The organism is Micromonospora inositola (assembly GCF_900090285.1).
Lineage (GTDB): Bacteria > Actinomycetota > Actinomycetes > Mycobacteriales > Micromonosporaceae > Micromonospora > Micromonospora inositola.
In genome coordinates this window covers 5,947,094-5,973,745 of sequence record NZ_LT607754.1, presented here as the reverse complement: position 1 = coordinate 5,973,745, position 26,652 = coordinate 5,947,094, and the positions used below count along the sequence as shown (strand labels likewise).

Below are 26,652 nucleotides of genomic sequence, written 5' to 3'. Positions count from 1 at the left end.
GCAGCGGAGCGGAGCCCCGCAGTCGCGAACGAAAGGCTGGCTCCTGTGAGCGCGAGGAGTGCAGCGGAGCGGAGCCCCGCAGTCGCGAACGAAAGGCGGCTCCGCTCATGATCCGCCACCTGCTGTCCGGGGCCGACCTGGACGCGGCCACCGCCACCCGGATCCTGGACACCGCCGCCGAGATGGCCACCGTCGCCGGCCGCGAGGTGAAGAAGCTTCCCGCGCTGCGCGGCCGGACCGTGGTGAACCTCTTCTACGAGGACTCCACCCGGACCCGGATCTCCTTCGAGGCGGCCGCCAAGCGGCTCAGCGCCGACGTGATCAACTTCTCGGCCAAGGGCTCCAGCGTCGCCAAGGGCGAGAGTCTCAAGGACACCGCGCTCACCCTCCAGGCGATGGGCGCCGACGCGGTGGTCGTCCGGCACCCCGCCTCCGGGGCCCCGCACCGGCTGGCCAACTGGGTGGACGGGTCGGTGGTCAACGCCGGCGACGGCACCCACGAGCACCCGACGCAGGCGTTGCTCGACGCGTACACGATGCGCTCCCGGCTGGGGCGGCTCGCCGGCCTGCACGTCGCGATCGTCGGCGACGTGCTGCACTCCCGGGTGGCCCGCTCCAACGTGCTGCTGCTCTCCACCCTCGGCGCCAAGGTCACCCTGGTCGGCCCGCCGACCCTGATCCCCGTCGACATCTCGGGGGCGCTCGCTCCCGGCACCGACGTCTCCTACGACCTCGACGCCGTGCTACCCGGGGCGGACGTGGTGATGATGCTGCGGGTGCAGCGCGAGCGGATGAACGACTCCTACTTCCCCTCCGCCCGCGAGTACGCCCGCCGCTACGGCCTGGACGGCCCGCGGATGCGCCGGCTGCCCGAGCACGCGATCGTCATGCACCCCGGCCCGATGAACCGGGGCATGGAGATCACGCCCGAGGTCGCCGACTCGCCCCGCTCCACCATCGTCGAACAGGTCGCCAACGGGGTCTCCGTGCGGATGGCCGTCCTCTACCTGCTGCTCGGAGGGAACAACCGGTGACCGCGTACCTGATCAAGAGCGTGAGCGTGGTCGGCGCCGCGCCGACCGACCTGCTGATCCGCGACGGCGTGGTGGCCGAGACCGGCGCGGGCCTGACCGCGCCGGACGCCACGGTGATCGACGGCACCGGGCTGGTCGCCCTGCCCGGCCTGGTCGACCTGCACACCCACCTGCGCGAGCCGGGCCGGGAGGACGCCGAGACCGTCGAGTCCGGCTCCCGCGCCGCGGCGCTCGGCGGCTACACCGCGGTCTGCGCGATGGCCAACACCTCCCCGGTCGCCGACACCGCCGGCGTGGTCGAGCAGGTCTGGCGGCTCGGCCGGGAGGCCGGGCTGGTCGACGTGCAGCCCATCGGCGCGGTCACCGTCGGCCTGGCCGGCGGGCAGCTCGCCGAGCTGGGCGCGATGGCCGACTCGGCGGCCCGGGTGCGGATCTTCTCCGACGACGGGCACTGCGTGGCCGACCCGAAGCTGATGCGCCGGGCCCTCGAATACGTCAAGGCGTTCGACGGGGTGATCGCCCAGCACGCCGAGGAGCCCCGGCTCACCGAGGGCGCGCAGATGCACGAGGGCGAGGTCTCCACCCGGCTCGGGCTGACCGGCTGGCCGGCGGTCGCCGAGGAGGCCATCATCGCCCGGGACGTGCTGCTGGCCGAGCACGTCGGCAGCCGCCTGCACATCTGCCACGTCTCCACCGCCGGCAGCGTCGAGGTGCTCCGGCACGCCAAGACGCGCGGGGTGAAGGTCACCGCCGAGGTGACCCCGCACCACCTGCTGCTCACCGACTCCAAGGCCGAGACGTACGACCCGGTCTACAAGGTGAACCCCCCGCTGCGCACCGCCACCGACGTCGCCGCGCTCCGTGCCGCCCTCGCCGAGGGCGTGATCGACATCGTCGCCACCGACCACGCCCCGCACGCCGTGGAGGACAAGGAGTGCGAGTGGGCGTACGCCCGGCCGGGCATGCTCGGCCTGGAGACGGCGCTCTCCATCGCCCTCGACGTGCTCGGCCCGCAGTGGGACCTGATCGCCGAGCGGATGTCCCGGGCCCCGGCCCGGATCGCCGGCCTGGACGGGCACGGCCTCGACCCCGCCCCCGGCGTGCCGGCCAACCTGACCCTGGTCGACCCGGCCACCCGCCGCACCATCGAACCGGCGGAGCTGGCCAGTCGCAGTCGCAACACCCCGTACGCCCGCATGACGCTGCCGGGTCGCATCGTGGCGACCTTCCTGCGCGGCGAGCCGACGGTCCTGGACGGAAAGGCAGTTCGGTGAGCGCGAGGAATGCAGCGAAGCGGAGTCCCGCAGTCGCGAACGAAAGGCCGGCACAGTGACCCGCAGACGATCGGCGATCCTCGTCCTCGAGGACGGGCGCACGTTCCACGGCGAGGCGTACGGCAGCGTCGGGGAGACCTTCGGCGAGGCGGTCTTCAACACCGGCATGACCGGCTACCAGGAGACCCTGACCGACCCGTCCTACCACCGCCAGGTGGTGGTGCAGACCGCCCCGCACATCGGCAACACGGGCGTCAACGGTGAGGACGACGAGTCCGGCCGGATCTGGGTCGCCGGGTACGTGGTCCGCGACCCGGCCCGGATCGGCTCCAACTGGCGGGCCACCGGCGGGCTGGAGGACCGGCTCGCCGCCGAGGGCGTGGTCGGCATCAGCGGCGTGGACACCCGGGCGCTGACCCGGCACCTGCGCGAGCGGGGCGCCATGCGGGTCGGCATCTCCAGCGTCGACGACGACCCGCGCGCCCTGCTGGCCCGGGTCCGCCAGTCGCCGCAGATGGTCGGCGCGGACCTCTCCGCCGAGGTGACCACCGAAAAGCCGTACGTGGTCCAGGCGCAGGGCGCGCACCGGTTCACGGTCGCCGCGCTGGACCTGGGCATCAAGCGCAACGTGCCGCGCCGGCTCGCCGCCCGTGGGGTCACCACCCACGTGCTGCCCGCCGGTTCGAGCATCGACGACCTGCTCGCCACCGGCGCGGACGCGGTCTTCTTCTCGCCCGGCCCGGGCGACCCGGCCACCGCCCACGGTCCGGTGGCCCTCGCCAGAGAGGTGCTGCGCCGGCAGGTGCCGCTCTTCGGCATCTGCTTCGGCAGTCAGATCCTCGGCCGGGCGCTCGGCTTCGGCACCTACAAGCTCGGCTACGGCCACCGCGGCATCAACCAGCCGGTGCTCGACCGGGCCACCGGCAAGGTCGAGGTGACCAGCCACAACCACGGCTTCGCCGTCCAGGTGCCGGGCGCCGGGCACGGCGCGGTCGTCCCCGACCAGGTGATCGAGACCGAGTTCGGGGGCGTCCAGGTGAGCCATGTCTGCCTCAATGACAACGTGGTCGAGGGGCTGCGGGCGAAGGACGTGCCCGCCTTCACCGTCCAGTACCACCCGGAGGCGGCGGCCGGCCCGCACGACGCGGACTACCTCTTCGACCGCTTCGCCGAGCTGATCGAGGGCCGCGGCCTCGACCAGCAGCACAGCGAAGGCCGGACCCACAGCGAGGGGCGCACGAATGCCTAAGCGGACCGATCTCAAGCACATCCTGGTGATCGGCTCGGGGCCGATCGTCATCGGACAGGCCTGCGAGTTCGACTACTCCGGCACCCAGGCCTGCCGGGTGCTGTGCAGCGAGGGAATCCGGGTCAGCCTGGTCAACTCCAACCCGGCCACGATCATGACCGACCCGGAGTTCGCCGACGCCACGTACGTCGAGCCGATCACCCCGGAGTTCGTCGAGCTGGTCATCGCCAAGGAGCGCCCCGACGCGCTGCTGCCCACCCTGGGCGGGCAGACCGCGCTGAACACCGCGGTCGCCCTGCACGAGGCGGGCGTGCTGGAGAAGTACGGCGTGGAGCTGATCGGCGCCAACATCGAGGCGATCAACCGCGGCGAGGACCGGCAGCTGTTCAAGGACATCGTCGCCAAGGCCGGCGTACGCCTCGGTCTGGACGACCCGACCGGCCTGGTGCCCCGGTCGCGGGTCTGCCACTCGATGGCCGAGGTGGAGGCCACCGTCGTCGAGCTGGGCCTGCCGGTGGTCATCCGGCCGTCGTTCACCATGGGCGGCCTGGGCTCCGGCATGGCGCACACGGCCGAGGACCTGGCCCGGATCGGCGGCGCCGGCCTGGCCGCCAGCCCGGTGCACGAGGTGCTCATCGAGGAGAGCGTGCTCGGCTGGAAGGAGTACGAGCTCGAACTGATGCGTGACCGCCACGACAACGTGGTGGTGGTCTGCTCGATCGAGAACGTCGACCCGATGGGCGTGCACACCGGCGACAGCGTCACCGTGGCCCCGGCGATGACGCTGACCGACCGGGAGTACCAGCGGCTGCGCGACCTCGGCATCGCGGTGCTGCGCGAGGTCGGGGTGGACACCGGCGGCTGCAACATCCAGTTCGCGGTCAACCCGGCCGACGGCCGGATCGTCGTGATCGAGATGAACCCGCGGGTGTCCCGCTCCTCGGCCCTCGCCTCGAAGGCGACCGGCTTCCCGATCGCCAAGATCGCCGCGAAGCTGGCCATCGGCTACACCCTGGACGAGATCCCCAACGACATCACCCTGAAGACCCCGGCGGCGTTCGAGCCGACCCTCGACTACGTGGTGGTGAAGATCCCCCGGTTCGCGTTCGAGAAGTTCCCCGGCGCGGACCCGGAGCTGACCACCACGATGAAGTCCGTCGGCGAGGCGATGAGCCTGGGCCGCAACTTCACCGAGGCGCTGAACAAGGCGATGCGCTCGATGGAGACGAAGGGCGGCGGGTTCTGGACGGTGCCGGACCCGGCCGGCGCCACGAAGGAGAACACCCTCGCCGCGCTGCGGATCCCGCACGACGGCCGGCTCTACACCGTGGAGCGGGCGCTGCGGCTCGGCGCGACCATCGCCGAGGTCGCCGCCGCCTCCGGCGGGATGGACCCCTGGTTCCTGGACCAGATCGCCGCGCTGGTCGAGCTGCGCGCGGAGATCGTGGATGCCCCGGTGCTCGACGCGGACCTGCTGCGGCGGGCCAAGCGGGCCGGCCTGTCCGACCGGCAGCTCGCCGCGCTCCGCCCCGAGCTGGCCGCCGAGGACGGCGTCCGCACCCTGCGGCACCGGCTCGACGTCCGCCCGGTCTACAAGACGGTGGACACCTGCGCCGCCGAGTTCGAGGCGACCACGCCGTACCACTACTCCACCTATGACCAGGAGACCGAGGTCGCGCCCTCGGACCGGCCCAAGGTGCTCATCCTGGGCTCCGGTCCGAACCGGATCGGGCAGGGCATCGAGTTCGACTACTCCTGCGTGCACGCCGTGATGGCCCTCCGGGAGGTGGGTTACGAGACGGTGATGGTCAACTGCAACCCGGAGACGGTCTCCACCGACTACGACACCGCCGACCGGCTCTACTTCGAGCCGCTGACCTTCGAGGACGTCCTGGAGGTCTGGCACGCGGAGGACTCCTCCGGCCGGGCGGCCGGCGGGCCGGGCGTGGTCGGGGTGATCGTGCAGCTCGGCGGGCAGACCCCGTTGGCTTTGGCCCAGCGGCTCAAGGACGCCGGGCTTCCCGTGGTCGGCACCTCCCCGGAGTCGATCCACCTGGCCGAGGAGCGGGGCGCGTTCGGCGCCGTGCTCGCCCGGGCCGGGCTGCGCGCCCCCGCGCACGGCATGGCCACCTCGTACGACGAGGCGAAGGCGATCGCCGACGAGATCGGGTACCCAGTGCTGGTCCGGCCGTCGTACGTGCTCGGTGGGCGGGGCATGGAGATCGTCTACGACGACGCCACGCTGCGCGACTACATCGGCCGGGCCACCGACATCTCCCCGGACCACCCGGTGCTGGTGGACCGTTTCCTCGACGACGCCATCGAGATCGACGTGGACGCGTTGGTCGACGCCGACGGCGAGGTCTACCTCGGCGGGGTGATGGAGCACATCGAGGAGGCCGGCATCCACTCCGGCGACTCGTCCTGCGCGCTGCCGCCGATCACCCTGGCCGGCTCCCACCTGGCCCAGGTGCGCCGGTACACCGAGGCGATCGCCCGCGGCGTGGGCGTGCGCGGCCTGCTCAACGTGCAGTACGCCCTCAAGGACGACATGCTCTACGTGCTGGAGGCGAACCCGCGCGCCTCGCGTACCGTGCCGTTCGTCTCGAAGGCCACGGCGGTGCCGCTGGCCAAGGCGGCGGCCCGGATCGCGCTCGGCGCCACCATCGCCGAGCTGCGCGCCGAGGGCCTGCTCCCGCCCAGCGGGGACGGCGGCGCGATGCCGGCGGACGCCCCGATCGCGGTGAAGGAGGCGGTGCTGCCGTTCAAGCGGTTCCGCACCCCGGCCGGCAAGGGGATCGACTCGCTGCTGGGCCCGGAGATGAAGTCCACCGGCGAGGTGATGGGCATCGACACCAATTTCGGGCACGCCTTCGCCAAGTCGCAGTCCGCCGCGTACGGCTCCCTGCCGACGGCCGGGAAGATCTTCGTCTCGGTGGCCAACCGGGACAAGCGCGGCATGATCTTCCCGATCAAGCGCCTGGCCGACCTGGGCTTCGAGATCGTCGCCACCACCGGCACCGCCGAGGTGCTGCGCCGGCACGGCATCGCCTGCGAGCAGATCCGCAAGCACTACGAGGCCGGTGCGGGCGAGGACGCGGTCTCGCTGATCCTCGGCGGCGACGTGGCCCTGGTGGTCAACACGCCGCAGGGCTCCGGCGCCAGCGCCCGCTCCGACGGCTACGAGATCCGCAGCGCCGCCGTGACCGCGGACATCCCCTGCATCACCACCGTCCCCGGCGCGGCGGCGGCGGTCATGGGCATCGAGGCCCGCATCCGCGGCGACATGCGCGTCCGCCCGCTCCAGGAGCTCCACGCCGCCCTGCGGGCCGCCCAGTGACCCCCCGGATCGCCGCGTCGATCATGAGGTTGTTGCCTCGACACGCCGAGGCGCGGGGCAACAACTTCATCATCGATCACTCCCGGGGAGGTCGGGCGTGATCTTTGAGAAGGTCATGCGGCCGGGGCTGTTCCGGCTGGGGGGTGGGGACGCCGAGGCGGCGCACGAGTGGACGCTGCGGCGGCTGGCCGCGGTGTCCCGGCGGCCGGCGGCGCTCGCCGCGCTGCGGGCCCGCTACTTCCGGCGGGCGCCGCGGACGGTGTTCGGGGTGGAGTTCCCGAACCCGGTCGGGTTGGCGGCGGGGATGGACAAGAACGGGCTGGCGCTGCCGGCCTGGCCGGCGCTCGGCTTCGGCTTCGTCGAGGTCGGCACGGTCACCGCGCACGCCCAGCCGGGCAACCCCCGGCCCCGGCTGTTCCGACTGCGGGACAGCGAGGCCGTGGTGAACCGGATGGGGTTCAACAACGGCGGCGCCGCGGCCCTGGCCGACCGGCTGGCGGCGTTGCCCCGCCCGATCGGGGTGCCGCTGGGCATCTCCCTCGGCAAGTCCAAGGTGACCCCGCTGGACGAGGCCGTCGAGGACTACCTGGCCTCCTACCGGGCGCTGACTGGGCACGGCGACTACTTCGCCGTCAACGTCTCCTCGCCGAACACCCCCGGGCTGCGGTCCCTTCAGGACAAGTCCCACCTGGACGCGCTGCTCGCGGCGCTGGTGGGGGAGAAGCCGGTGCTGGTGAAGATCGCCCCGGACCTCACCGAGCCGGCCATCGCCGAGCTGCTGGAGGTCTGCCTGAACCGGGGCGCGGCCGGGGTGATCGCCACCAACACGACGCTGGCCCGCGACGGGCTCGCCCCGGCCGATCGGGAGCGCGGCGCGGAGACCGGCGGCCTCTCCGGCCGTCCGCTCGCCGGACGCGCCCGCGAGGTGGTCGCCTTCGTGGACCGGGAGACCGGCGGCCGGCTGCCGGTGATCGGGGTCGGCGGCCTCCTGGACCCGGACGACGCGACCCGGATGTTCGACGCCGGAGCGAGCCTCGTCCAGCTCTACACCGGATTCATCTACCGTGGCCCCGCTCTGGTCCGCGCGGCCGCCCGCGCGGCGGCCGGGACAGCGGCGGTACCGGCCGGCCAGCGGTGAACCAGGGCCGGACGACGTCCCCGCGGCACCCCCCTTTGCTCTGCTGCCCCCGGCGCAACGGCCGCCGTCCGGTATCCGGACACCCGGTGTTGCCGTCGCTGCAGCAGAGCAAAGGGACCGCGGGAGCACCGTCCGGCCCCACCGGCGTGCGGCCCGGTCCGCCCGTGCCTGCCATCGGGGTGCGCAGCAGTCCCCGCGAGGACACGAAGGAGGGCCCGTGACGCCCGAGGAGATCCTGGCCGCCGACCGCCGGCACGTCTGGCACCCGTACGCGGCGCTGCCGCCGGCCAGCCCGCCCCACGTGGTGGCGAGCGCGCAGGGCGTACGGCTGCGGCTGGCCGACGGCCGGGAGCTCGTCGACGGGATGTCGTCGTGGTGGGCGGCGATCCACGGCTACCGCCACCCCGTGCTCGACGCGGCGGTCACCGACCAGCTCGGCCGGATGAGCCATGTGATGTTCGGCGGGCTCACCCACGAGCCCGCGGTGCGGCTGGCGCGCACCCTGGTCGAGCTGGCCCCCGACGGCCTGGAGCACGTCTTCCTCGCCGACTCCGGCTCGGTCAGCGTCGAGGTGGCGGTGAAGATGTGCCTGCAGTACCAGCGGGCCACCGGCCGGCCGGAACGCCGCCGGCTGGGCACCTGGCGGGGCGGTTACCACGGGGACACCTTCCACCCGATGAGCGTGTGCGACCCGGAGGGCGGTATGCACCACCTCTGGGGGGACGTGCTGCCCCGGCAGGTCTTCGCGCCGGTGCCGCCGGGCGGCTTCGACACCCCGCCGGACCCGGCGTACGAGCAGGCCCTGGTCGACGCGGTGGAACGGCACGCCGACGAGCTGGCGGCGGTGATCGTGGAGCCGGTGGTCCAGGGCGCCGGCGGGATGCGCTTCCACCACCCGCACTACCTGCGGGTGCTGCGCGAGGTGACCCGGGCGCACGGCATCCTGCTCATCTTCGACGAGATCGCCACGGGCTTCGGCCGTACCGGCACGATGTTCGCCGCCGAGCACGCCGGCGTCACCCCGGACGTGCTCTGCGTCGGCAAGGCCCTCACCGGCGGCTACCTGACCCTGGCCGCCGCGCTCTGCACGCCCGAGATCGCCCGCGGCATCTCGGCGGGCGGGGTGCTGGCGCACGGCCCCACGTTCATGGGCAACCCGCTCGCCTGCGCGGTCGCCAACGCCTCGCTGGACCTGCTGCGGGCCGGGGACTGGGCCGGGCAGGTGGCGAGGATCCAGGACGGGCTGCGGGCCGGGCTGGAGCCGCTGCGCGAGGCGCCCGGGGTGGCGGACGTGCGGGTGCTGGGCGCGATCGGCGTGGTCCAGCTCGACCACGAGGTGGACCTGACCCGGGCGACCGCGGCCGCGGTGGCGCAGGGCGTCTGGCTGCGCCCGTTCCGCGACCTGGTCTACACCATGCCGCCGTACGTCACCGACGACGCGGACGTGGCGCGGATCGTCAGCGGCGTCGAGGCGGCGGTCAAGTCCGGCTGAGGCGGCCCGGCGAGCGGGCCGACGTCCGATCCGCCGCCCGGCCGCGGGCCGCGGCCGGCAGGCGAGGAGCGGCGGCGTCCGCCGCCGTACGACCACCGCGGCGGGACGCCGCGCGAAGGAGAGGGAGAGTCGCGATGGAGAGCTTCGGCGCCCGCCTGCACCGGGCCGTGGCCGAACGGGGACCGCTCTGCGTGGGGATCGATCCCCATCCGGGTCTGCTGGCGCGCTGGGGCCTGTCCGACGACGTCGACGGGCTCGATCGGTTCGCCCGTACCGTGGTCGAGGCGCTCGGTGACCGGATTGCGGTGGTCAAGCCCCAGTCGGCCTTCTTCGAGCGGTTCGGCACCCGGGGTGTCGAAATTCTTGAGTCAACTATCCGACAGTTGCGGGATGCCGGCTCGCTCGTTCTGCTCGACGTCAAGCGCGGCGACATCGGCTCGACGGTCAGCGCGTACGCCTCGGCCTACCTCGATCCATCCAGCCCGCTGTATGTCGACGCGGTCACGGCCAGTCCCTATCTCGGGGTCGGATCCCTCGCGCCGATGTTCGAGCTGGCCGCCGCGCACGGGGGCGGCGTCTTCGTCCTGGCGCTCACCTCCAACCCGGAGGGCGCGGCGGTGCAGCGCGCCGTCACGGCCGACGGGCGGACCGTCGCGCAGACCGTCATCGACGAGATTTCCCAGCTCAACAGGGGTGCCGAGCCGCTCGGCAGCTTCGGTCTGGTGGTCGGCGCGACGGTCGGCGACACCGGCCACGACCTCTCCACGGTGAACGGTCCGCTGCTCGCGCCGGGGCTCGGCGCCCAGGGCGGCACGGCCGCGGATCTGCGCACCGTCTTCGGCTCCAGCCTGCCGTCGGTGCTGCCCTCGTACTCCCGTGAGGTCCTGCACGCGGGGCCGGACGTGGCCGCCCTGCGGGCCGCGGCGGACCGGGCCCTGGCCGACTGCCGGGCGGCGCTGGGTACGTCCTGACTGACTGACGGCTCCGTCACTATCCGTTCATCATCGCGCGCCCACGTTGCCGAAAACTCCGTTGACCGCTAGTTTTCCCCGCGCTGGGAACCAAGGACCCCTTTGGTTGCCAGCGACACCACGTTTCACAGATGCGGCGGTGCGCCCCGCCCGCCGCGATAGGGACCTGAGGAGAACTGGTGCCGCTCCCGTCACTGACCCCCGAGCAGCGCGCTGCCGCGCTGGAGAAGGCCGCGGAGATCCGCAAGGCCCGTGCGAAGCTGAAGGAGGACCTCAAGCAGGGCAAGACCAGCCTCGCCAACGTGCTTGAGCAGGCCGAGTCCGACGACGTCGTCGGCAAGCTCAAGGTCTCGGCCGTGCTGCAGGCGATGCCGGGCATCGGCAAGATCCGGGCCACCCAGATCATGGAGAAGCTCAAGATCGCTGACAGCCGCCGACTGCGTGGCCTGGGCGAGCAGCAGCGCAAGGCTCTGCTTGGAGAGTTCGCCGCCAACTGAATGCCGCAACGTGTAGAAACAAGCGGTGAGCACGGATGACGAGGCGCGCCCGGCGGCTCGGCTCACTGTCCTGGCCGGACCCTCCGGGGCCGGCACGGAGAGTGTCGTCGAGCTGGTCCGGGCGCGTCTCCCGTCCGCCTGGGTCCCCGTGGCGGCCACCACCCGGCCGCCCGGCGCGGGCGAGGTGGACGGGGTGGACCGCCTCTTCCTCGCCCCGGCCGAGTTCGAGCGGATGATCGCCGGGGACGAGCTGCTGGAGTGGAGCCGGATCGGGCCGTACCGGCGCGGCGTCCCGCGCGCGGGGATCCGCTCCCGGCTGGCCGCCGGCCGGCCGGTGCTGCTCCCGCTGGACCTGCCCGGCGCCCTCGCCGTCCGGGCCGTCGCGCCCGACGCCCAGCTGGTGCTCCTCGTCCCGCCCGGGTACCGGCCGGACCCGGCCGTGGCGGCGGCCTTCCCCCACGCCGTGACGCACGACCGTGCCGAGCGCGCGGCCGACGAGCTGGTAGGCTTGCTCGGTTCTTCTTTCCTGGCTCCGGCCCAACCGCGCCCGAGCGGTTGAGAGACCACCGCTTCCGGGCGGTGCTTAAGACGCAGAGGTTAATTCGTGGGATCCATCGCCAACCCCGAAGGCATCACCAACCCGCCGATCGACGAGCTCCTCGAGAAGACGACCTCGAAGTACGCGCTGGTGATCTTCGCCGCAAAGCGCGCGCGTCAGGTCAACGCCTACTACAGCCAGCTCGGTGAGGGCCTGCTGGAGTACGTCGGCCCGCTCGTGGAGACCACCCCGCAGGAGAAGCCGCTCTCGATCGCCATGCGCGAGATCAACGCGGGCCTGCTCACCGCCGAGCCGACCGACCAGCCGTAAGCCCGCCCGCGTCGATGTCCGCCGAGATCGTCCTCGGGGTCGGCGGTGGCATCGCCGCCTACAAGGCGTGTGAGCTGCTCCGGCTCTTCACCGAGTCGGGTCATCGCGTCCGGGTCGTGCCGACCGCGTCGGCGCTCCGCTTCATCGGGGCGCCGACCTGGGCCGCGCTCTCCGGCCGGCCGGTCGCCGACGACGTCTGGTCCGACGTGCACGAGGTGCCGCACGTCCGGCTCGGCCAGCACGCCGACCTGGTGGTGGTCGCGCCGGCCACGGCCGACCTGCTCGCCAAGGCCGCCCACGGGCTCGCCGACGACCTGCTCACCAACACCCTGCTGACCGCCCGCTGCCCGGTGGTGCTCGCCCCGGCGATGCACACCGAGATGTGGGAGCACCCCGCCACCGTCGCCAACGTCGCGACCCTGCGGTCCCGGGGCGTCCGGGTGATCGAGCCCGCCGTCGGCCGGCTCACCGGCGCCGACACCGGCAAGGGCCGGCTGCCCGACCCGGCGGAGATCTTCGCCGTCGCCCGCCGCGCCCTCGCCCGGGGGGTCACCGCCCCGGCCGACCTGGCCGGCCGGCACGTGGTGGTCACCGCCGGCGGCACCCGCGAGCCGCTCGACCCGGTCCGGTTCCTCGGTAACCGCTCCTCCGGCAAGCAGGGGTACGCCTTCGCCCGCGCGGCGGTGGCCCGCGGAGCCCGGGTCACCCTGGTGTCGGCCAACGTCTCGCTCGCCGACCCGGCCGGTGTCGACCTGGTCCGGGTGGGCACCACCGAGGAGCTGCGCAAGGCGACCCTGGAGGCCGCGGCCGGCGCGCACGCCGTGGTGATGGCCGCCGCTCCCGCCGATTTCCGCCCCGCGACCTACGCGCCTGGCAAAATCAAGAAGACGGACGACGGCAGCGCGCCGACGATCGAGCTGGTCACAAACCCGGACATCGCCGCCGAGCTGGGCCGACGCCGTCGACCGGAACAGGTGCTGGTGGTGTTCGCCGCCGAGACCGGCGACGCCGAGGCCAACGGCCGGGCCAAGCTGGCCCGCAAGCGGGCGGACCTCATCGTCATCAACGAGGTCGGCCCGGACAAGGTCTTCGGCGCCGAGACCAACGCGGCGACCGTCATCGGTGCGGACGGCTCGGTCGCCCGGCTGCCCGAGCGGTCCAAGGAGGACCTGGCCGACGACGTCTGGGATCTGGTGGTGTCCCGGCTGGCCGACAAGTCCTGAACACTGGTCACAACCGCATTGCCTGAGTCACCCTCGAGGCACGGTGACTAAACTGCCGCGGAGCGACCGTTCAAGAGTTTTCACATGCTTAGGAGTGCCGTGACACGTCTCTTCACGTCCGAATCGGTCACGGAAGGCCACCCGGACAAGATCGCCGACCAGATCAGTGACGGCATTCTGGACGCCCTGCTCACCCAGGACCCGCACAGCCGGGTCGCGGTCGAGACCATGATCACCACGGGCCAGGTGCACGTGGCGGGCGAGGTCACCACGAAGGCGTACGCCGACATCCCCACCATCGTTCGGGACACCATCCTGGAGATCGGCTACGACTCGTCGAAGAAGGGCTTCGACGGTGCCTCCTGCGGCGTCAGCGTCTCCATCGGCGCCCAGTCCGCGGACATCGCGCAGGGCGTCGACAACGCCTTCGAGCTGCGTACCGGCTCGTCGGAGAGCGCGCTGGACGCGCAGGGCGCCGGCGACCAGGGCATGATGTTCGGGTTCGCCTGCTCGGAGACGCCCGAGCTGATGCCGCTGCCGATCGCGCTCGCGCACCGGCTGGCCCGCCGGCTCGCCGCGGTCCGCAAGGACAGCACCATCCCGTACCTGCGGCCGGACGGCAAGACCCAGGTGACCATCGAGTACGACGGGCTGCGCCCCGTCCGGCTGGACACGGTGGTGGTCTCCAGCCAGCACGCCGCCGACATCTCGCTGGAGTCGCTGCTCACCCCCGACGTGCGCGAGCACGTCATCGCTCCGGAGCTGGAGAGCCTCGGGCTGGACACCGAGGGCTACCGGCTGCTGGTGAACCCGACCGGGCGGTTCGAGATCGGCGGCCCGATGGGCGACGCCGGCCTCACCGGCCGGAAGATCATCGTCGACACCTACGGCGGGTACGCCCGGCACGGTGGCGGCGCCTTCTCCGGCAAGGACCCGTCCAAGGTGGACCGCTCCGCCGCGTACGCGATGCGCTGGGTGGCCAAGAACGTGGTCGCCGCCGGCCTGGCCGAGCGCTGCGAGGCGCAGGTCGCGTACGCGATCGGCAAGGCCCACCCGGTCAGCCTCTTCATCGAGACCTTCGGCACCGAGACCGTGCCGGTCGCCTCGATCGAGAAGGCCGTCGCCGAGGTCTTCGACCTGCGCCCGGCCGCGATCATCCGGGACCTCAACCTGCTCCGCCCGATCTACCAGCAGACCGCCGCGTACGGCCACTTCGGCCGCGAGCTGCCGGACCTGACCTGGGAGAGCACCGACCGGGCCGCCGACCTCAAGTCGGCCGCGGGAGCCTGACCGGCACCAGGCGCAGCGACCGGCGACCCGCACCGGGGTCGCCGGTCGCTCGTGTCTGCGTGGACGTGCCCCTGGCCCACCTGGATCGCCCCTTCGACTACCTGGTCCCGGCCGAACTGGACGCCGAGGCGCTCCCCGGCGTCCGGGTCAAGGTGCGCTTCGCCGGCCAGCTGGTCGACGGCTGGCTGCTGGAGCGGGTCGAGCGGTCCGACCACCCCCGGCTGGCGTACCTGGAGAAGGTCGTCTCGCCGGTGCCGGTGCTCGCGCCGGAGATCGCCCAGCTGGCCCGGGCGGTCGCCGACCGGTACGCCGGCAGCCTCGCCGACGTGCTACGGCTCGCCGTGCCGCCCCGGCACGCCCGCGTCGAGAAGGAACTCGGCGGCACCGCGCCGCCCGCCGACACCGCCCCGACCGGAGCCGACGCGGTCCCGGTCGACCCGCGCGGGTGGCGGGACTACCCGGCCGGGCCCGCGTTCCTGCGCGCGCTCACCGGCGGGCGGGCGCCCCGCGCGGTCTGGTCGGCCCTGCCCGGGGAGGACTGGGCCGCCCGGTACGCCGACGCCGTCGCCGCGACGGTGGCCGGCGGTCGGGGCGCGCTGGTCGTGGTGGCCGACGCCCGGGACCTGGACCGGCTCGATGTCGCGCTGACCGGCACGCTCGGGCCCGACCGGCACGTCTGTCTCTCCGCCGCGCTCGGACCGGCCCGGCGCTACCGCGCCTTCCTCGCCGCCCGAAGGGGTGAGGCGCCCGTGGTGATCGGCACCCGAGCGGCGATGTTCGCCCCGGTGGGCCGGCTGGGCCTGGTGGCGATCTGGGACGACGGCGACGACCTGCACGCCGAGCCCCGGGCGCCGTACCCGCACGCCCGGGAGGTGCTGCTCACCAGGGCCCAGCTCGGCGGCGCGGCGGCCCTGGTCGGCGGGTACGCCCGGACCGCCGAGGCGCAGCTGCTGGTGGAGACCAGCTGGGCCCGGGAGGTGGTCGCCGACCGGGCGACCGTGCGGGCGCGTACCCCGGCGATCGTGCCGACCGGCGACGACCCGCAACTGGCCCGCGACCCCGGCGCGGCGACCGCCCGGCTGCCCAGCCTGGCCTGGACCACCGCCCGGGACACCCTGCGCGCCGACGCCCCGGTGCTGGTGCAGGTGCCCCGCCGCGGCTACCTGCCCTCGGTCGCCTGCGCCGACTGCCGGACCCCGGCCCGCTGCCCGCACTGCGCCGGCCCGCTCGCGCTGCCCTCCGCCGCCGGAACGCCCGCCTGTCGCTGGTGCGGCCGGGTCGCCGCCGCGTACGCCTGCCCGGAGTGCGGCGGGCGGCGGCTGCGCGCCTCCGTGACCGGCGCCCGGCGCACCGCCGAGGAGCTGGGCCGGGCCTTCCCCGGCGTGCCGGTCCGCACCTCGGGCCGGGAGGAGGTGCTGACCACCGTGCCCGCCGGGGCCGGCCTGGTGATCGCCACCCCCGGGGCTGAGCCGGTCGCCGAGGCTGGCTACGGGGCGGTGCTGCTGCTCGACTCGTGGGCGCTGCTCACCCGGGCCGACCTGCGGGCCGGCGAGGAGGCGCTGCGGCGCTGGCTGACCGCCGCGGCCCTGGCCCGCCCGGCCTCGGCCGGGGGCCGGGTGGTGGTGGTCGCCGACGGCGCGCTCGCGCCGGTGCAGGCGCTGTTGCGCTGGGACGCGGCCTGGTTCGCCGCCCGGGAGCTGGCCGAGCGGCGGGAGCTGGGCTTTCCGCCGGCGGTGAAGATGGCCAGCGTCACCGGCCCGGCCGAGGCGGTGGCCGACCTGCTCGCCGGGGCCCGGCTGCCCGACGACGCCGAGGTGCTCGGTCCGGTTCCCGCCGACGAGGGCCGTGAGCGGATGCTGGTGCGGGTGCCCCGGGCCCGGGCGGCCGCCCTGGCGGAGGCGCTGCACACGGCCGCCGGGCAGCGCACCGCCCGCAAGGCCGCCGACCCGGTCCGGCTCCAGGTCGACCCGCTGAGCCTCTTCTGATCCCTCGGCCCGCCGCGATCCCCGCCGCTCCCGGGATGGCGCGACCACCGTGTTCGCGCGTGATCCCGGGCACGACCTGGGCCATCCGGCGCGCTCCGGCGCCCCGCCGTCGCACACCGCGTACGGTGGGGCGCTGGGGGGCAAGTGATAGCATCGCCCGTCATGCCCGGGCGCACGGATGGCGCGACGAAGGCGGGAGCGCGTCGATCCGACGCCAAATCGATGATGTCAATCAGCCGGTGAGCAGGGGTGGACCAGTCGTGACCGTTCGTCAATCGATCGTCTTCAACGGTGACCTCGGCAGCGGCAAGAGCACCGTCTCCGTCGAGGTCGCCAAGCGGCTGGGGCTGCGCCGGGTCAGCGTCGGCGACCTCTATCGGCAGATGGCGCAGGATCGGCAGATGACCGCGCTCCAGCTCAATCTGCACGCGGAGCTGGACCAGGCGGTTGACGGCTACGTCGACCAGCTCCAGCGGGACATAGCCGCCTCCGGCGAGTCGCTGGTGATGGACTCCCGGCTGGCCTGGCACTTCTTCACCGACGCGCTCAAGGTGCACATGATCACCGAGCCGACCGAGGCGGCCCGCCGGGTGCTGGCCCGCCCGTCCGGCCCGGCCGAGAGCTACACCTGCCTGGAGGAGGCGAGGGCCAAGCTCCGGGAGCGCAGCGAGAGCGAGCGCAACCGCTTCATCGTCCGGTACGGCGTCGACAAGGCCCGGCTGCGCAACTACGACCTGATCTGCGACACCACCCGGGCCAACCCGGAGCAGGTGATCGCGCACATCATCGACGCGTACGAGGGCCGGCTCGGCGCGGACGTGCTGGCCGAAGCGCCCCCGCTGCTGCTGCTCGACCCGGCCCGGGTCTACCCGACCGAGGACATCGCCACCCTGCGCGGGCTCTGGGACTCCGAGTTCCTCGGCGAGGTGGCCGGGGCCGGCGACGAGGCCCTCGAACCGCTGCGGATCGGCTACACCGGCGAGTACTTCTTCGTCGTCGACGGGCATCGTCGGCTCAGCGCCGCCATCCAGAGCGGCTTCCCCCTCGTCCCGGCCCGGCTGGTCGCCGAGGTGGAAGAGCCGGTGGTCGGCGGGATGAGCGCGGTCGACTACTTCACCGCCCAGGTCCGCCCCAGCATGATCCACGACTGGGAGGCCGCCCACGGCATCCAGCTCCCGCTGCCGGAGCACGCCCTGCTCGGTGGCGACGCGGTGCTGGCCGGGGAGCCGGGCTCCGGCGCCTGACCGGCCGGATCAGGCGGACACCGGGCGTCGGGCCGTCGGCGAGCCCCGGCTGATGCATCGAGGTTGAGCTGCTCCGGCCGTCCCTGGTCGCCGGGGGATCGCCGGAATCGGGGGAACGGGCGCATGATGAAGGTCGCCGATCCCCCGGGAGGCTGACCGTGGATCCTGCCGACGCCCTGGCGCTGCTGATGTCCCCGCAGGGGCGGGTGAACCCCTATCCCACCTATGAGCGGTTGCGGGCGCACGGTCCGGTCGTCCAGGCCGGGCCGGTCTTCTACGCGGTCACCGGCTACGCCGAGGTCGACGAGATCCTCCGCGACCCGCGGTTCGGGGTGATGGACGACGAGCTGCGCGACCAGTTCCTGCCCGGCTGGCGGGAGAGCCCGGCCGTGGCGTCGATCTCCCGCTCGATGCTGCGCACCAACCCGCCGGACCACAGCCGGATGCGGCGGCTCGCCGCGGGAGCCTTCACCCCGCGCCGGATCGCCGCGATGCGGGACGTGGTGGTCGCCCAGGCCGCCGAACTGGTCGACGCCATGCTGGAGCGGGGCCGGGACGGGGAGCCGGTCGACTTCATGGCCGACTTCGCGTACCCGCTGCCGGTCGGGGTGATCTGCGCGCTGCTCGGCGTGCCGGCGGCGGACCGGCCGCAGTTCCGGCGCTGGGCGGCGGACCTGACCGGGGTGCTGGAGCCGGAGATCACCCCGGCGGAGCTGGCGGACGCCGACCGGGGCGCCGCCGAGCTGCGCGGCTACTTCACCGAGCTGGTGGCGGCCCGTCGCCGGGCGCCCGCCGACGACCTGACCACCGCGCTGGTGCAGGTGCACGACTCCGACGGCGAGCGACTGTCCGGGGACGAGCTGCTGTCCAACCTCGTGATCCTGCTGGTGGCCGGCTTCGAGACGACCACCAACCTGCTCGGCAACGGCCTCGTGGTGCTGCTCGGGCACCCCCGTGCCGCGGCGACGCTGGGCGGGCACCCGGAGTTCGCCCCCGGGTACGTCGACGAGCTGCTGCGGTACGACTCGCCGGTCCAGCTCACCACCCGGATGAGCACCGCCCCGGCGAGCTACGGGGGCCTCGACCTGCCCGCCGGCAGCTGGCTGATGCTGATGCTCGGTGCCGCGAACCGGGACCCCCGGCGGTACCCGGAGCCGGCGCGGTTCGACCCGTGGCGCCCGCAGATCCACCCGCTCTCCTTCGGCGCCGGGCCGCACTACTGCCTCGGCGCGGGACTGGCTCGGCTGGAGGCGCAGGTCGCCTTCCCGCTGCTGCTGCGCCGGCTGTCCGGCCTCGCCCTGGCCGGCGAGCCCGAGCGGCGGGTCCGGCTGACCCTGCGCGGCTACGCCACCCTGCCGGTGACCGTGGGTGACGCCGCCACCGGGCCGCGCACCGATCGCGGTACGCCGGCCGGGGCGGCTCCGGCCACTCCGTAGACTGGTACGGCAGAGTTCGTCCCGCCGTCGAAGGAGCCACCCCGCGTGACCGTTCAGCCCATCCGTCTGTTCGGGGATCCGGTGCTGCGCACGCCGGCCGATCCGGTGGTCGACTTCGACGCCGAGCTGCGCAAGCTCGTCGCCGACCTGACCGACACAATGCGCGAGCAGAGCGGCGCCGGACTGGCCGCGCCGCAGCTCGGGGTGGGCCTGCGGGTGTTCACCTTCGACGTCGACGACGTGCTCGGCCATCTGGTCAACCCGGTGCTGGAGTTCCCCGACGAGGAGGAACAGGACGGCCCGGAGGGCTGCCTGTCCATCCCCGGGCTCTACTTCGACACCAAGCGCCGGCAGAACGTGATCGCCAAGGGGTTCAGCGCCTTCGGTGACCCGATGCAGATCGTGGGCAGCGGCCTGATGGCCCGCTGCGTGCAGCACGAGACCGACCACCTCGACGGGGTGCTCTTCGTCGACCGGCTGGATCCCGACGGGCGCAAGGAGGCCATGAAGGCGATCCGCCAGGCCGAGTGGTACGACCAGGCCGCCCCGCCGGTGGTCAAGCTCAGCCCGCACCTGAGCAATCCGTTCGGTCTGGGCAGGTGAGCCGGTGCGTCTGATCTTCGCCGGCACCCCGGCCGTCGCCGTCCCCGCCCTGGCCGCCATCGCCGCGTCCGGCCACGAGCTGCTGGCCGTGGTCACCCGTCCCGACGCGCCGGCCGGTCGCGGGCGGGGGCTGGTCCGCTCGCCCGTCGGCGCCTGGGCCGACGCGCACGGCGTCGAGGTGCTCACCCCGGCCCGGCCCCGCGAGCCCGAGTTCCTGGACCGGCTCCGCGAGCTGGCCCCGGACTGCGTGCCGGTGGTCGCGTACGGTGCGCTGGTGCCGCCGGTCGCGTTGGAGATCCCCCGGCACGGCTGGATCAACCTGCACTTCTCGCTGCTGCCCGCCTGGCGGGGCGCGGCGCCGGTGCAGCACGCCGTGCTGCACGGCGACGAGCTGACCGGGGCCAGCGTCTTCCAGCTCGAGCAGGGGTTGGACACCGGCCCGGTGTACGGCACGCTCACCGACGAGATCCGCCCCGCCGACACCTCCGGCGACCTGCTGGAACGACTCGCCCACTCCGGCGCCGGCCTGCTGGTGGCGGTCCTCGACGCGATCGAGGCCGGCACCGCGCGGGCCGAGCCGCAGCCGGCCGACGGGGTGTCCCTCGCCCCGAAACTGACCGTCGAGGACGCCCGGGTGCGCTGGAACGATCCGGCCTTCGCCGTCGACCGGCGGATCCGCGCCTGCACCCCGGCCCCCGGCCCGTGGACGACCTTCCGCGGGGAGCGGATCAAGCTCGGCCCGGTCGCCCCGGTGGCGAACGGCCCCGAGCTGAAGCCCGGTGAGCTGCTGGTGGAGAAGGCCCGGGTGCTGGCCGGCTCGGCCACCGTCCCGGTCCAGCTCGGCGAGGTGCGGGCGGCCGGCAAGAAGGCCATGTCGGCGAGCGACTGGGCGCGCGGCGTCCGGGTAGCCGCCGGGGAGGTGTTCGCGTGACCGGGCCGTCCGAGTCCCGGGGTGAGCGCTTCTCCGAGGAGGGCCGCCGCGGCCCGTCGACGGGACGACCGTCGGGCGGCGAGCGTGGCGGGTCCGGCCGTGCCGAAGGCCCGCGCTCCGACGAGGGCGGCCGCGCGGACCGCTCCGGCGACCGGGGCCGGTCCTTCGGGGCCGAGCGCGGCGACCGGTACCCGCGCGGTGCGCGACCGGGCCAGGGCGGGGACCGTCCGCGCGGCGGCCAGTTCGGCGCGGACCGGCGGGGCGCCGGCGGGCGGCCGGTCCGGCCCGCCGTCGACCTGCCGCGCCAGGTCGCGTACCAGGCGATCGCGGCGGTGCACCGGGACGACGCGTACGCCAACCTGGTGCTGCCGGCGATGCTGCGGGAGGAGGGGCTGGTCGGTCGGGACGCCGCGTTCGCCACCGAACTGACCTACGGCACGCTGCGCCAGACCGGCACCCTCGACGCGATCATCACCGACGCCGCCGGGCGGGACGTGCAGCGGATCGACCCGCCGGTACGCGACGCGCTGCGGCTCGGGGCGTACCAGCTGCTGCACACCCGGGTGCCGGCGCACGCGGCGGTCTCCTCGACCGTCGACCTGGTGCGGTCGGTTGGTCCGGGCGCCACCGGCTTCGCCAACGCGGTGCTCCGCGAGATCGCCGGTCGGGACGTCGACGCCTGGGTGGCGAAGCTCGCCCCGGCGACGGAGACCGACCCGGTCGGGCACCTCGCGCTGGCCTACAGCCACCCGCAGTGGATCGTCCGAGCCTTCGCCGAGGCGCTCGGCGGCGACCTCGGCGAGACGGAACGGCTGCTGATCGAGGACAACGAACGACCACCGGTGCACCTGTGCGCCCGCCCGGGCCTGGCCGACCCGGTGGAGCTGGCCGACGAGGTGGGCGGCGCCCCGGGCGCCTTCTCGCCGTACGCCGTCTACCTGTCCGGCGGCGCCCCGGGCGAGCTGCGGGCGGTGGCCGAGGGCCGGGCGCACGTCCAGGACGAGGGCTCCCAGTTGGTGGCGAACGCCCTGGCGGTCGCGCCGCTCGACGGCCCGGACGGCCGCTGGCTCGACCTCTGCGCCGGTCCGGGCGGCAAGGCCGGCCTGCTCGGCGCCCTCGCCGCGCAGCGGGGCGCCCAGGTCACCGCGGTGGAGGTGGCCGAGCACCGGGCCCGGCTGGTCGAGCAGGCGACCCGGGGTCTGCCGGTTAGCGTGCTCGCCACCGACGGGCGGACGGTCGGCGCGGACCCGAAGCTGCCCGAGGGGCACTTCGACCGGGTGCTGGTCGACGCCCCCTGCACCGGTCTGGGCTCGTTGCGTCGGCGACCGGAGTCCCGCTGGCGCCGCCAGCCCTCGGACCTGCCGCCGCTGACCCGGTTGCAGCGGGAACTGCTCACCGCGGCGCTGCGCGCGGTGCGCCCGGGCGGTCTGGTCGCCTACGTCACCTGCTCACCGCACACGGTGGAGACGCACGTGACGGTGACCGAGGCCGCCCGCCGGTGCGGCCTGCCGGTCGACTTCGTCGACGCCCGGCCGCTGCTGCCGGCCGGCATGCCGGGGCTGGGCGACGGGCCGACGGTGCAACTCTGGCCGCACCGGCACGGCACCGACGCGATGTTCCTGGCGGTGCTGCGCCGGGGCTGAACTCCACCCGCGACGCCGATCCGGCGTGACACCACCCGACCCGGGGCGCGACTCGCGCCCCGGGTCGGCGCGTTCCGGTGTGACTCCGCGTTGACTATTCAATCGATACATGTAACTGTTCCGATCACATCACCCCGACTCGCTCCCCGCCGAGCCCCTACGAGGAGTCTCGATGAGACGTCGTACCCCGATCGCGGGCCTCGCGCTCGCCCTCTGCGCCGGCATGGCGGCGACGTCGGCCGCCACGACGGCCAGCGCGGCGCCCGCCGCCGCGCCCGTGACCGCGGCCGCCCCCGCCCTGGCCGCCGCCGCGCCGGACATCTCGGTGACCAACGTCCAGGCCCACCTCACCCAGCTCAACACGATCGCCACCAACAACGGCGGCACCCGCCGGGCCGGCTCCGCCGGCTACACCGCCTCGGTCAGCTACGTGAAGGGCAAGCTCCAGGCCGCCGGCTACACCGTCACCGAGCAGACCTGCACCACCTGCACCTACCCGGGCGACAACCTGATCGCCGAGTGGCCGCAGGGCCCGGCCGACCAGGTGGTCATGTTCGGCGCCCACCTGGACAGCGTCTCCGCCGGCCCGGGCATCAACGACAACGGCTCCGGCTCGGCCACCCTGCTGGAGAACGCGCTGGTGCTGGCCCAGCAGAACCAGACCATGACCAAGCGGGTCCGGTTCGCCTGGTGGAACGGCGAGGAGCAGGGCCTGCAGGGCTCGAGGTTCTACGTCAACTCGCTCAGCGCCACCCAGAAGGGCTACCTCAAGGGCTACTACAACTTCGACATGGTCGGCTCACCCAACGGCGGCTACTTCATCAACCGGGTCATCTCCACCACGGCGGCCCCGCTGAAGGCCTACTGGGACTCGTTCGGCCTCCAGCCGGAGGAGAACGTCGAGGGGCAGGGCCGCTCCGACGACTACTCGTTCTCCAACGCCGGCATCCCCACCTCCGGCTACGCCGCCGGGGCCAGCGCCACCAAGACCTCCGCCCAGGCCAGCAAGTGGGGCGGCACCGCGGGCGCGGCGTACGACGGCTGCTACCACCGCTCCTGCGACACCACCAGCAACATCAACGCGACCGTCCTCAACCGCAGCGCCGACGGCGTCGCGTTCGCGATCTGGCAGCTCGCGGTCGGCAGCGGCACCCCGACCAACGACTTCTCCGTCGTGGTGAGTCCCACCTCGGGCAGCGTGGCCCGGGGCGCCGTCACCACCGCGACCGTCAGCACCGCCACGACCAGCGGCAGCGCGCAGACGGTCAGCCTGTCGGCCGCCGGCGCGCCGAGCGGGGCCACGGTGTCGTTCAGCCCGTCGTCGGTGACCTCCGGCGGCTCCGCCACGATGACGGTCAGCGCCTCGTCGACCGCCACCACCGGCACCTTCACCATCACGGTCACCGGCACCGGCTCGGTCAGCCACAGCGCGACGTACAGCCTCACCGTGACCGGCACCGGCGGCTGCGCCGGCGGTCAGCTGATCGGCAACAGCAGCTTCGAGTCGGGCACCACGCCGTGGACCGCCAGCTCGGGCGTGATCACCAGCTCGACCAGCCAGGCGGCCCGGACCGGCTCCTACAAGGCCTGGCTGGACGGGTACGGCAGCACCCACACCGACACGCTGTCCCAGTCGGTGACCCTGCCGGCCGGCTGCGCCGGCTACACCCTGGCCTTCTGGCTGCACATCGACACCGCCGAGACCACCGCCTCGACGGCGTACGACAGGCTGACCGTCCAGGTCGGCACCACCACGCTGGCGATGTACTCGAACCTGAACGCCGCCACCGGCTACGTGCAGCGCACGTTCAACCTGGCCGGGTACGCCGGCCAGACCGTGACGCTGAAGTTCACCGGCGTCGAGGACTCGTCGTTGCAGACCAGCTTCGTCGTCGACGATGTGACGCTGCGGGCCGGCTAGGCGGGACCAGGGAGCGGGGCGGGCCGGCGCCCGCCGCGCTCACTGGATCGGCAGGCCCTTGGTCCCGGCGCCCTTCAGCGACCGGGTCAACGTGCGGTCGTCGACCCAGAGGAAGCACTGCACGCCGTGGTTGCCGTCCTGCCACTCCTGCTCGAAGGGGTGGTAGATGACCGTGCCGGCGCGGTACTGCATGTCGCTGTTGTTCGGCACCTTGACGTACCTGGCGATCAGCCCCCGGCACGCCTTGTGCGCCCGCAGCGAGGTGCGCCGGAACTCGGCGTAGCTGAGGTCCGGCGCCTGCCAGACGCCGACGAACTCGGCGTGGTGCTTGGCGGTGCAGGCGACCGGCCGCATCTGGTCGATGTCGTCCTTGACGAGCTTCGGGTTGAAGCAGCCGTAGGCGAGCGGGGAGCCCGGGGCCAGCGCGTTGCGCAACGAGGCGCCGCGCGGGGTGATGCTGCTGTCGTCGAGGCCGGCCACCTCGGCGACGTCGCAGCGGAACCAGCGGGCGCCGCCCGTCCAGGCCAGCGCCGACGGGAAGATGACGGAGACCAGCAGCCGCCCGGACCGCCAGTCGGCGCCGACCGCCTTGCTGACCTGCCTGTCGCACTCGGCGCGGGCCGTCCGCACGCCGGTCGAGCCGGCCTTCGGTGGAGCGCCCCGCTCGGCGTCCGGCCCGGTCAGCGTGCCGACGTGCAGGGTCTCCGCCCGGTGCGTGGCGGTGCACTCGACCGGGTTGTAGCCGCTGAGGTAGCCGACGTCCTGGACCGTGGGGTGGCAGGCCCCGTTCTCCGGCAGGAAGGCCTTCGCCGGCGCGAGGGCCTGCCAGTCGTCGGTCAGGTTCCGGTCCACCCCGGCGGGCGCGCCGCAACCGGCGAGCGCCAGCGCCGCCGCCCCGGTCACGACGACCGCCGTCCACCACCGCCGCATCCGCCGACCTCCCCGTCGTCCGATCGTCGCGCCGACCGGCTGGCACCGCCGGTACGCCACGGCGCAGCAGCATACGGCACCCGGGCTAGTGCCGTGTCCACAAACGTTGGCCGGGATGGTTCGGTTGGGTGAAAGTGTCGTAGGGGTGGTGTTGGCTTCGGTTCGTGCCTCGTCGTCGGGATCCCGCCGCACAGCGGGTCGTGCATCGCACCGCACGCGTCGGGTTGCGGCTCACGCCAGGCCAGCGGCGGCGGTGTTTCGGGCTGCTGCGCTCCGCCGGTGATGTGTGGGCGTGCGTGTTGGAGGTGAACGCGTGGCGGCGCCGCCGCCGGGACGTACCCCTGTCCGGTTATCAGGAGTTGTGTCGGGAGTTGGCGGCGTCGGGGCCGGGCACGTTCGCCGAACTGGACACCACGGGTGCCCGGTCGGTGTTGCGCCGGTTCTCCGATGCGTGGTTCGCGGCGGCGAAACGCCGCAGCGCCGGTGACCTGTCGGCCCGGTTCCCGCGTCGCCGGCGTGCGCTGCTGCCGGTGCGCTGGTATCACGGCACGTTCACCCTCGACGGGCACCGGGTCCGGATCCCCACCGCCAGAGGCACGTCGCCGTTGTGGATCCGTTTGGCGCGGGAGGTGCCGTACCCGGCCGAGCAGGTCCGGTCGGTCACCCTGCGGTGTGAGGGCGACCGGCTGTTCCTCGACGTGACCGCTGAGGTGCCGGTGGCGGTCTACCCGCCCGGCGAGGAACCGGACCCCGGCAGGCTGGCGGGGGTGGACCTGGGGATCATCCACCCCTACGCCGTGGCCGGCCCCGGCGGGGAGGGGCTGTTGGTGTCGGGGCGGGCGATCCGCGCCGAGCACCGCATGCACCTGGCCGACACCAAATCCCGCCGTCGTGCTGTGGCGCGTCGGGCGCCGAAGCCGGGCCAGAAGGGATCCCGGCGGTGGCGGCAGTACCGCCGTCGGGCCCGCCTGGTGGAAGGCCGGCACCGGCGGCGGGTGCGTCAGGCCCAGCATGAGGCCGCCCGCGCGGTCGTCTCGTGGGCGGTGCGGCAGCGGGTCGGTGTGCTGCACGTCGGCGACCCCCGCGGGGTGTTGGACCTGCCGGCGGGGCGGCGGCACAACCTGCGGTTGCGGCAGTGGCAGATCGGCCGGCTTCTGCAGGTCCTCACCGACAAGGCCACCCTGGCCGGCATCAGTGTTCGGCTGGTCGATGAGCGGGGCACGTCCTCCACCTGTCCCGCCTGCCACCGGCGGGTGCCGAAACCTCGTGGGCGGACGTTGTCCTGCCCGCACTGCGCGTTCTCCGGGCACCGCGACCTCGTTGCGGCTGCCAGCATCGCCACCCGTGTTCCGGGCGGCGGATCCACCACCCCGGCAGCGGTTGTGCTGCCGGAGGTGGTCACGCACCGTCGAGCCGGCCGGCACCTGCCCGGTGCCGGCCGGTCCCGACGTGACCCCCGCCGCCCACCCCGGGCGGCGCGAGGATCAGTTGGCCCGCGGAGGCCCGCCCCACCACCCAGTGGGGAGTCGCTCGCCCCCAAAGCGAGGATCCATGACACCCACCGAAAACCCGGTAAACGTTAG

21 protein-coding genes are annotated in these 26,652 nt (G+C 73.7%); 20 read left to right on the top strand and 1 reads right to left on the bottom strand.

Translation table 11 applies throughout. The annotated features are described in order from the left end of the window. Nucleotides 1-107 precede the first annotated feature (107 nt). The 19 genes from GA0070613_RS28500 (at nucleotide 108) to GA0070613_RS28410 (ending at nucleotide 24,139) form a co-directional block, all read left to right on the top strand. The gene (locus tag GA0070613_RS28500; RefSeq protein WP_089015092.1) at nucleotides 108-1,034 is read left to right on the top strand and encodes an aspartate carbamoyltransferase catalytic subunit; all 927 of its coding nucleotides are present in this window, start codon (nucleotides 108-110) and stop codon (nucleotides 1,032-1,034) included. Then, nucleotides 1,031-2,308, top strand: a complete 1,278-nt coding sequence (locus GA0070613_RS28495) for a dihydroorotase (RefSeq protein ID WP_089015091.1) — start codon at nucleotides 1,031-1,033, stop codon at nucleotides 2,306-2,308. The genes GA0070613_RS28500 and GA0070613_RS28495 overlap by 4 nt, the downstream gene beginning before the upstream one ends. 55 nt (nucleotides 2,309-2,363) lie before the next feature. Next, complete coding sequence (carA, locus tag GA0070613_RS28490; RefSeq protein WP_089015090.1) at nucleotides 2,364-3,557, top strand: glutamine-hydrolyzing carbamoyl-phosphate synthase small subunit; 1,194 nt, start codon at nucleotides 2,364-2,366, stop codon at nucleotides 3,555-3,557. Continuing rightward, nucleotides 3,550-6,897 (top strand): carbamoyl-phosphate synthase large subunit, encoded by a 3,348-nt coding sequence (gene carB / locus GA0070613_RS28485; RefSeq protein ID WP_089015089.1) that lies wholly within the window; start codon nucleotides 3,550-3,552, stop codon nucleotides 6,895-6,897. The genes carA and carB overlap by 8 nt, the downstream gene beginning before the upstream one ends. A 97-nt stretch (nucleotides 6,898-6,994) precedes the next feature. Continuing rightward, nucleotides 6,995-8,035 (top strand): quinone-dependent dihydroorotate dehydrogenase, encoded by a 1,041-nt coding sequence (locus tag GA0070613_RS28480; protein WP_089015088.1) that lies wholly within the window; start codon nucleotides 6,995-6,997, stop codon nucleotides 8,033-8,035. Between the two features lie 217 nt (nucleotides 8,036-8,252). After that, entirely contained in the window at nucleotides 8,253-9,527 is a 1,275-nt protein-coding gene (locus GA0070613_RS28475; RefSeq protein WP_089015087.1) for an adenosylmethionine--8-amino-7-oxononanoate transaminase, read from the top strand. A 134-nt stretch (nucleotides 9,528-9,661) separates the two neighbouring features. Further along, a complete protein-coding gene (gene pyrF, locus GA0070613_RS28470; RefSeq protein WP_089015086.1) occupies nucleotides 9,662-10,498 on the top strand; it encodes an orotidine-5'-phosphate decarboxylase in 837 nt (278 codons plus the stop codon). Nucleotides 10,499-10,677: 179 nt separating this feature from the next. Continuing rightward, nucleotides 10,678-10,995, top strand: coding sequence for an integration host factor, actinobacterial type (gene mihF, locus GA0070613_RS28465; RefSeq protein WP_089015085.1), 318 nt, complete (start codon nucleotides 10,678-10,680; stop codon nucleotides 10,993-10,995). A 25-nt stretch (nucleotides 10,996-11,020) separates the two neighbouring features. After that, entirely contained in the window at nucleotides 11,021-11,554 is a 534-nt protein-coding gene (locus GA0070613_RS28460; RefSeq protein ID WP_089015084.1) for a nucleoside/nucleotide kinase family protein, read from the top strand. A 45-nt stretch (nucleotides 11,555-11,599) separates the two neighbouring features. Next, the gene (gene rpoZ / locus GA0070613_RS28455; RefSeq protein ID WP_007075826.1) at nucleotides 11,600-11,863 is read left to right on the top strand and encodes a DNA-directed RNA polymerase subunit omega; all 264 of its coding nucleotides are present in this window, start codon (nucleotides 11,600-11,602) and stop codon (nucleotides 11,861-11,863) included. 14 nt (nucleotides 11,864-11,877) lie between these two features. Beyond that, the gene (coaBC, locus tag GA0070613_RS28450; RefSeq protein WP_089015083.1) at nucleotides 11,878-13,086 is read left to right on the top strand and encodes a bifunctional phosphopantothenoylcysteine decarboxylase/phosphopantothenate--cysteine ligase CoaBC; all 1,209 of its coding nucleotides are present in this window, start codon (nucleotides 11,878-11,880) and stop codon (nucleotides 13,084-13,086) included. Between the two features lie 99 nt (nucleotides 13,087-13,185). Then, nucleotides 13,186-14,376 (top strand): methionine adenosyltransferase, encoded by a 1,191-nt coding sequence (gene metK / locus GA0070613_RS28445; protein ID WP_231929540.1) that lies wholly within the window; start codon nucleotides 13,186-13,188, stop codon nucleotides 14,374-14,376. Next, a complete protein-coding gene (locus GA0070613_RS28440) occupies nucleotides 14,373-16,361 on the top strand; it encodes a primosomal protein N' (RefSeq protein ID WP_157746650.1) in 1,989 nt (662 codons plus the stop codon). Before metK ends, GA0070613_RS28440 begins: the two co-directional genes overlap by 4 nt. Nucleotides 16,362-16,621: 260 nt before the next feature. Then, on the top strand, nucleotides 16,622-17,605 hold the full coding sequence (locus GA0070613_RS28435; RefSeq protein ID WP_089015080.1) for an AAA family ATPase: 984 nt from the start codon (nucleotides 16,622-16,624) through the stop codon (nucleotides 17,603-17,605). Nucleotides 17,606-17,793: 188 nt separating this feature from the next. Then, nucleotides 17,794-19,041 carry a cytochrome P450 gene (locus tag GA0070613_RS28430; RefSeq protein WP_408631021.1) on the top strand — a complete coding sequence of 416 codons (1,248 nt, stop codon included), beginning with the start codon at nucleotides 17,794-17,796 and terminating at the stop codon, nucleotides 19,039-19,041. Nucleotides 19,042-19,086: 45 nt separating this feature from the next. Further along, a complete protein-coding gene (gene def / locus GA0070613_RS28425) occupies nucleotides 19,087-19,644 on the top strand; it encodes a peptide deformylase (RefSeq protein WP_089015078.1) in 558 nt (185 codons plus the stop codon). 4 nt (nucleotides 19,645-19,648) lie between these two features. Next, nucleotides 19,649-20,575, top strand: coding sequence for a methionyl-tRNA formyltransferase (gene fmt / locus GA0070613_RS28420; RefSeq protein ID WP_089015077.1), 927 nt, complete (start codon nucleotides 19,649-19,651; stop codon nucleotides 20,573-20,575). Continuing rightward, a complete protein-coding gene (locus tag GA0070613_RS28415) occupies nucleotides 20,572-22,218 on the top strand; it encodes an RsmB/NOP family class I SAM-dependent RNA methyltransferase (RefSeq protein WP_231929538.1) in 1,647 nt (548 codons plus the stop codon). The genes fmt and GA0070613_RS28415 overlap by 4 nt, the downstream gene beginning before the upstream one ends. Before the next feature lie 172 nt (nucleotides 22,219-22,390). Beyond that, entirely contained in the window at nucleotides 22,391-24,139 is a 1,749-nt protein-coding gene (locus GA0070613_RS28410) for a M28 family peptidase (protein WP_089015076.1), read from the top strand. A gap of 39 nt (nucleotides 24,140-24,178) precedes the next feature. On the opposite strand, the gene GA0070613_RS28405 is transcribed toward GA0070613_RS28410, so the two are convergent. Continuing rightward, nucleotides 24,179-25,069, bottom strand: a complete 891-nt coding sequence (locus tag GA0070613_RS28405; RefSeq protein ID WP_089015075.1) for a septum formation family protein — start codon at nucleotides 25,067-25,069, stop codon at nucleotides 24,179-24,181. Nucleotides 25,070-25,233: 164 nt separating this feature from the next. On the opposite strand from GA0070613_RS28405, the gene GA0070613_RS28400 reads away from it, so the two are divergent. Then, the gene (locus GA0070613_RS28400) at nucleotides 25,234-26,652 is read left to right on the top strand and encodes an RNA-guided endonuclease InsQ/TnpB family protein (protein WP_089015074.1); all 1,419 of its coding nucleotides are present in this window, start codon (nucleotides 25,234-25,236) and stop codon (nucleotides 26,650-26,652) included.

Excerpts from the sequence above, each read along its gene's own strand:
- carB (WP_089015089.1), top strand. The coding sequence starts at position 3,550 with ATGCCTAAGCGGACCGATCTCAAGCACATCCTGGTGATCGGCTCGGGG.
- coaBC (WP_089015083.1), top strand. The coding sequence starts at position 11,878 with ATGTCCGCCGAGATCGTCCTCGGGGTCGGCGGTGGCATCGCCGCCTAC.
- GA0070613_RS28430 (WP_408631021.1), top strand. The coding sequence starts at position 17,794 with ATGTCCCCGCAGGGGCGGGTGAACCCCTATCCCACCTATGAGCGGTTG.
- GA0070613_RS28405 (WP_089015075.1), bottom strand. The coding sequence starts at position 25,069 with ATGCGGCGGTGGTGGACGGCGGTCGTCGTGACCGGGGCGGCGGCGCTG.
- GA0070613_RS28410 (WP_089015076.1), top strand. The coding sequence starts at position 22,391 with ATGAGACGTCGTACCCCGATCGCGGGCCTCGCGCTCGCCCTCTGCGCC.
- GA0070613_RS28500 (WP_089015092.1), top strand. The coding sequence starts at position 108 with ATGATCCGCCACCTGCTGTCCGGGGCCGACCTGGACGCGGCCACCGCC.
- pyrF (WP_089015086.1), top strand. The coding sequence starts at position 9,662 with ATGGAGAGCTTCGGCGCCCGCCTGCACCGGGCCGTGGCCGAACGGGGA.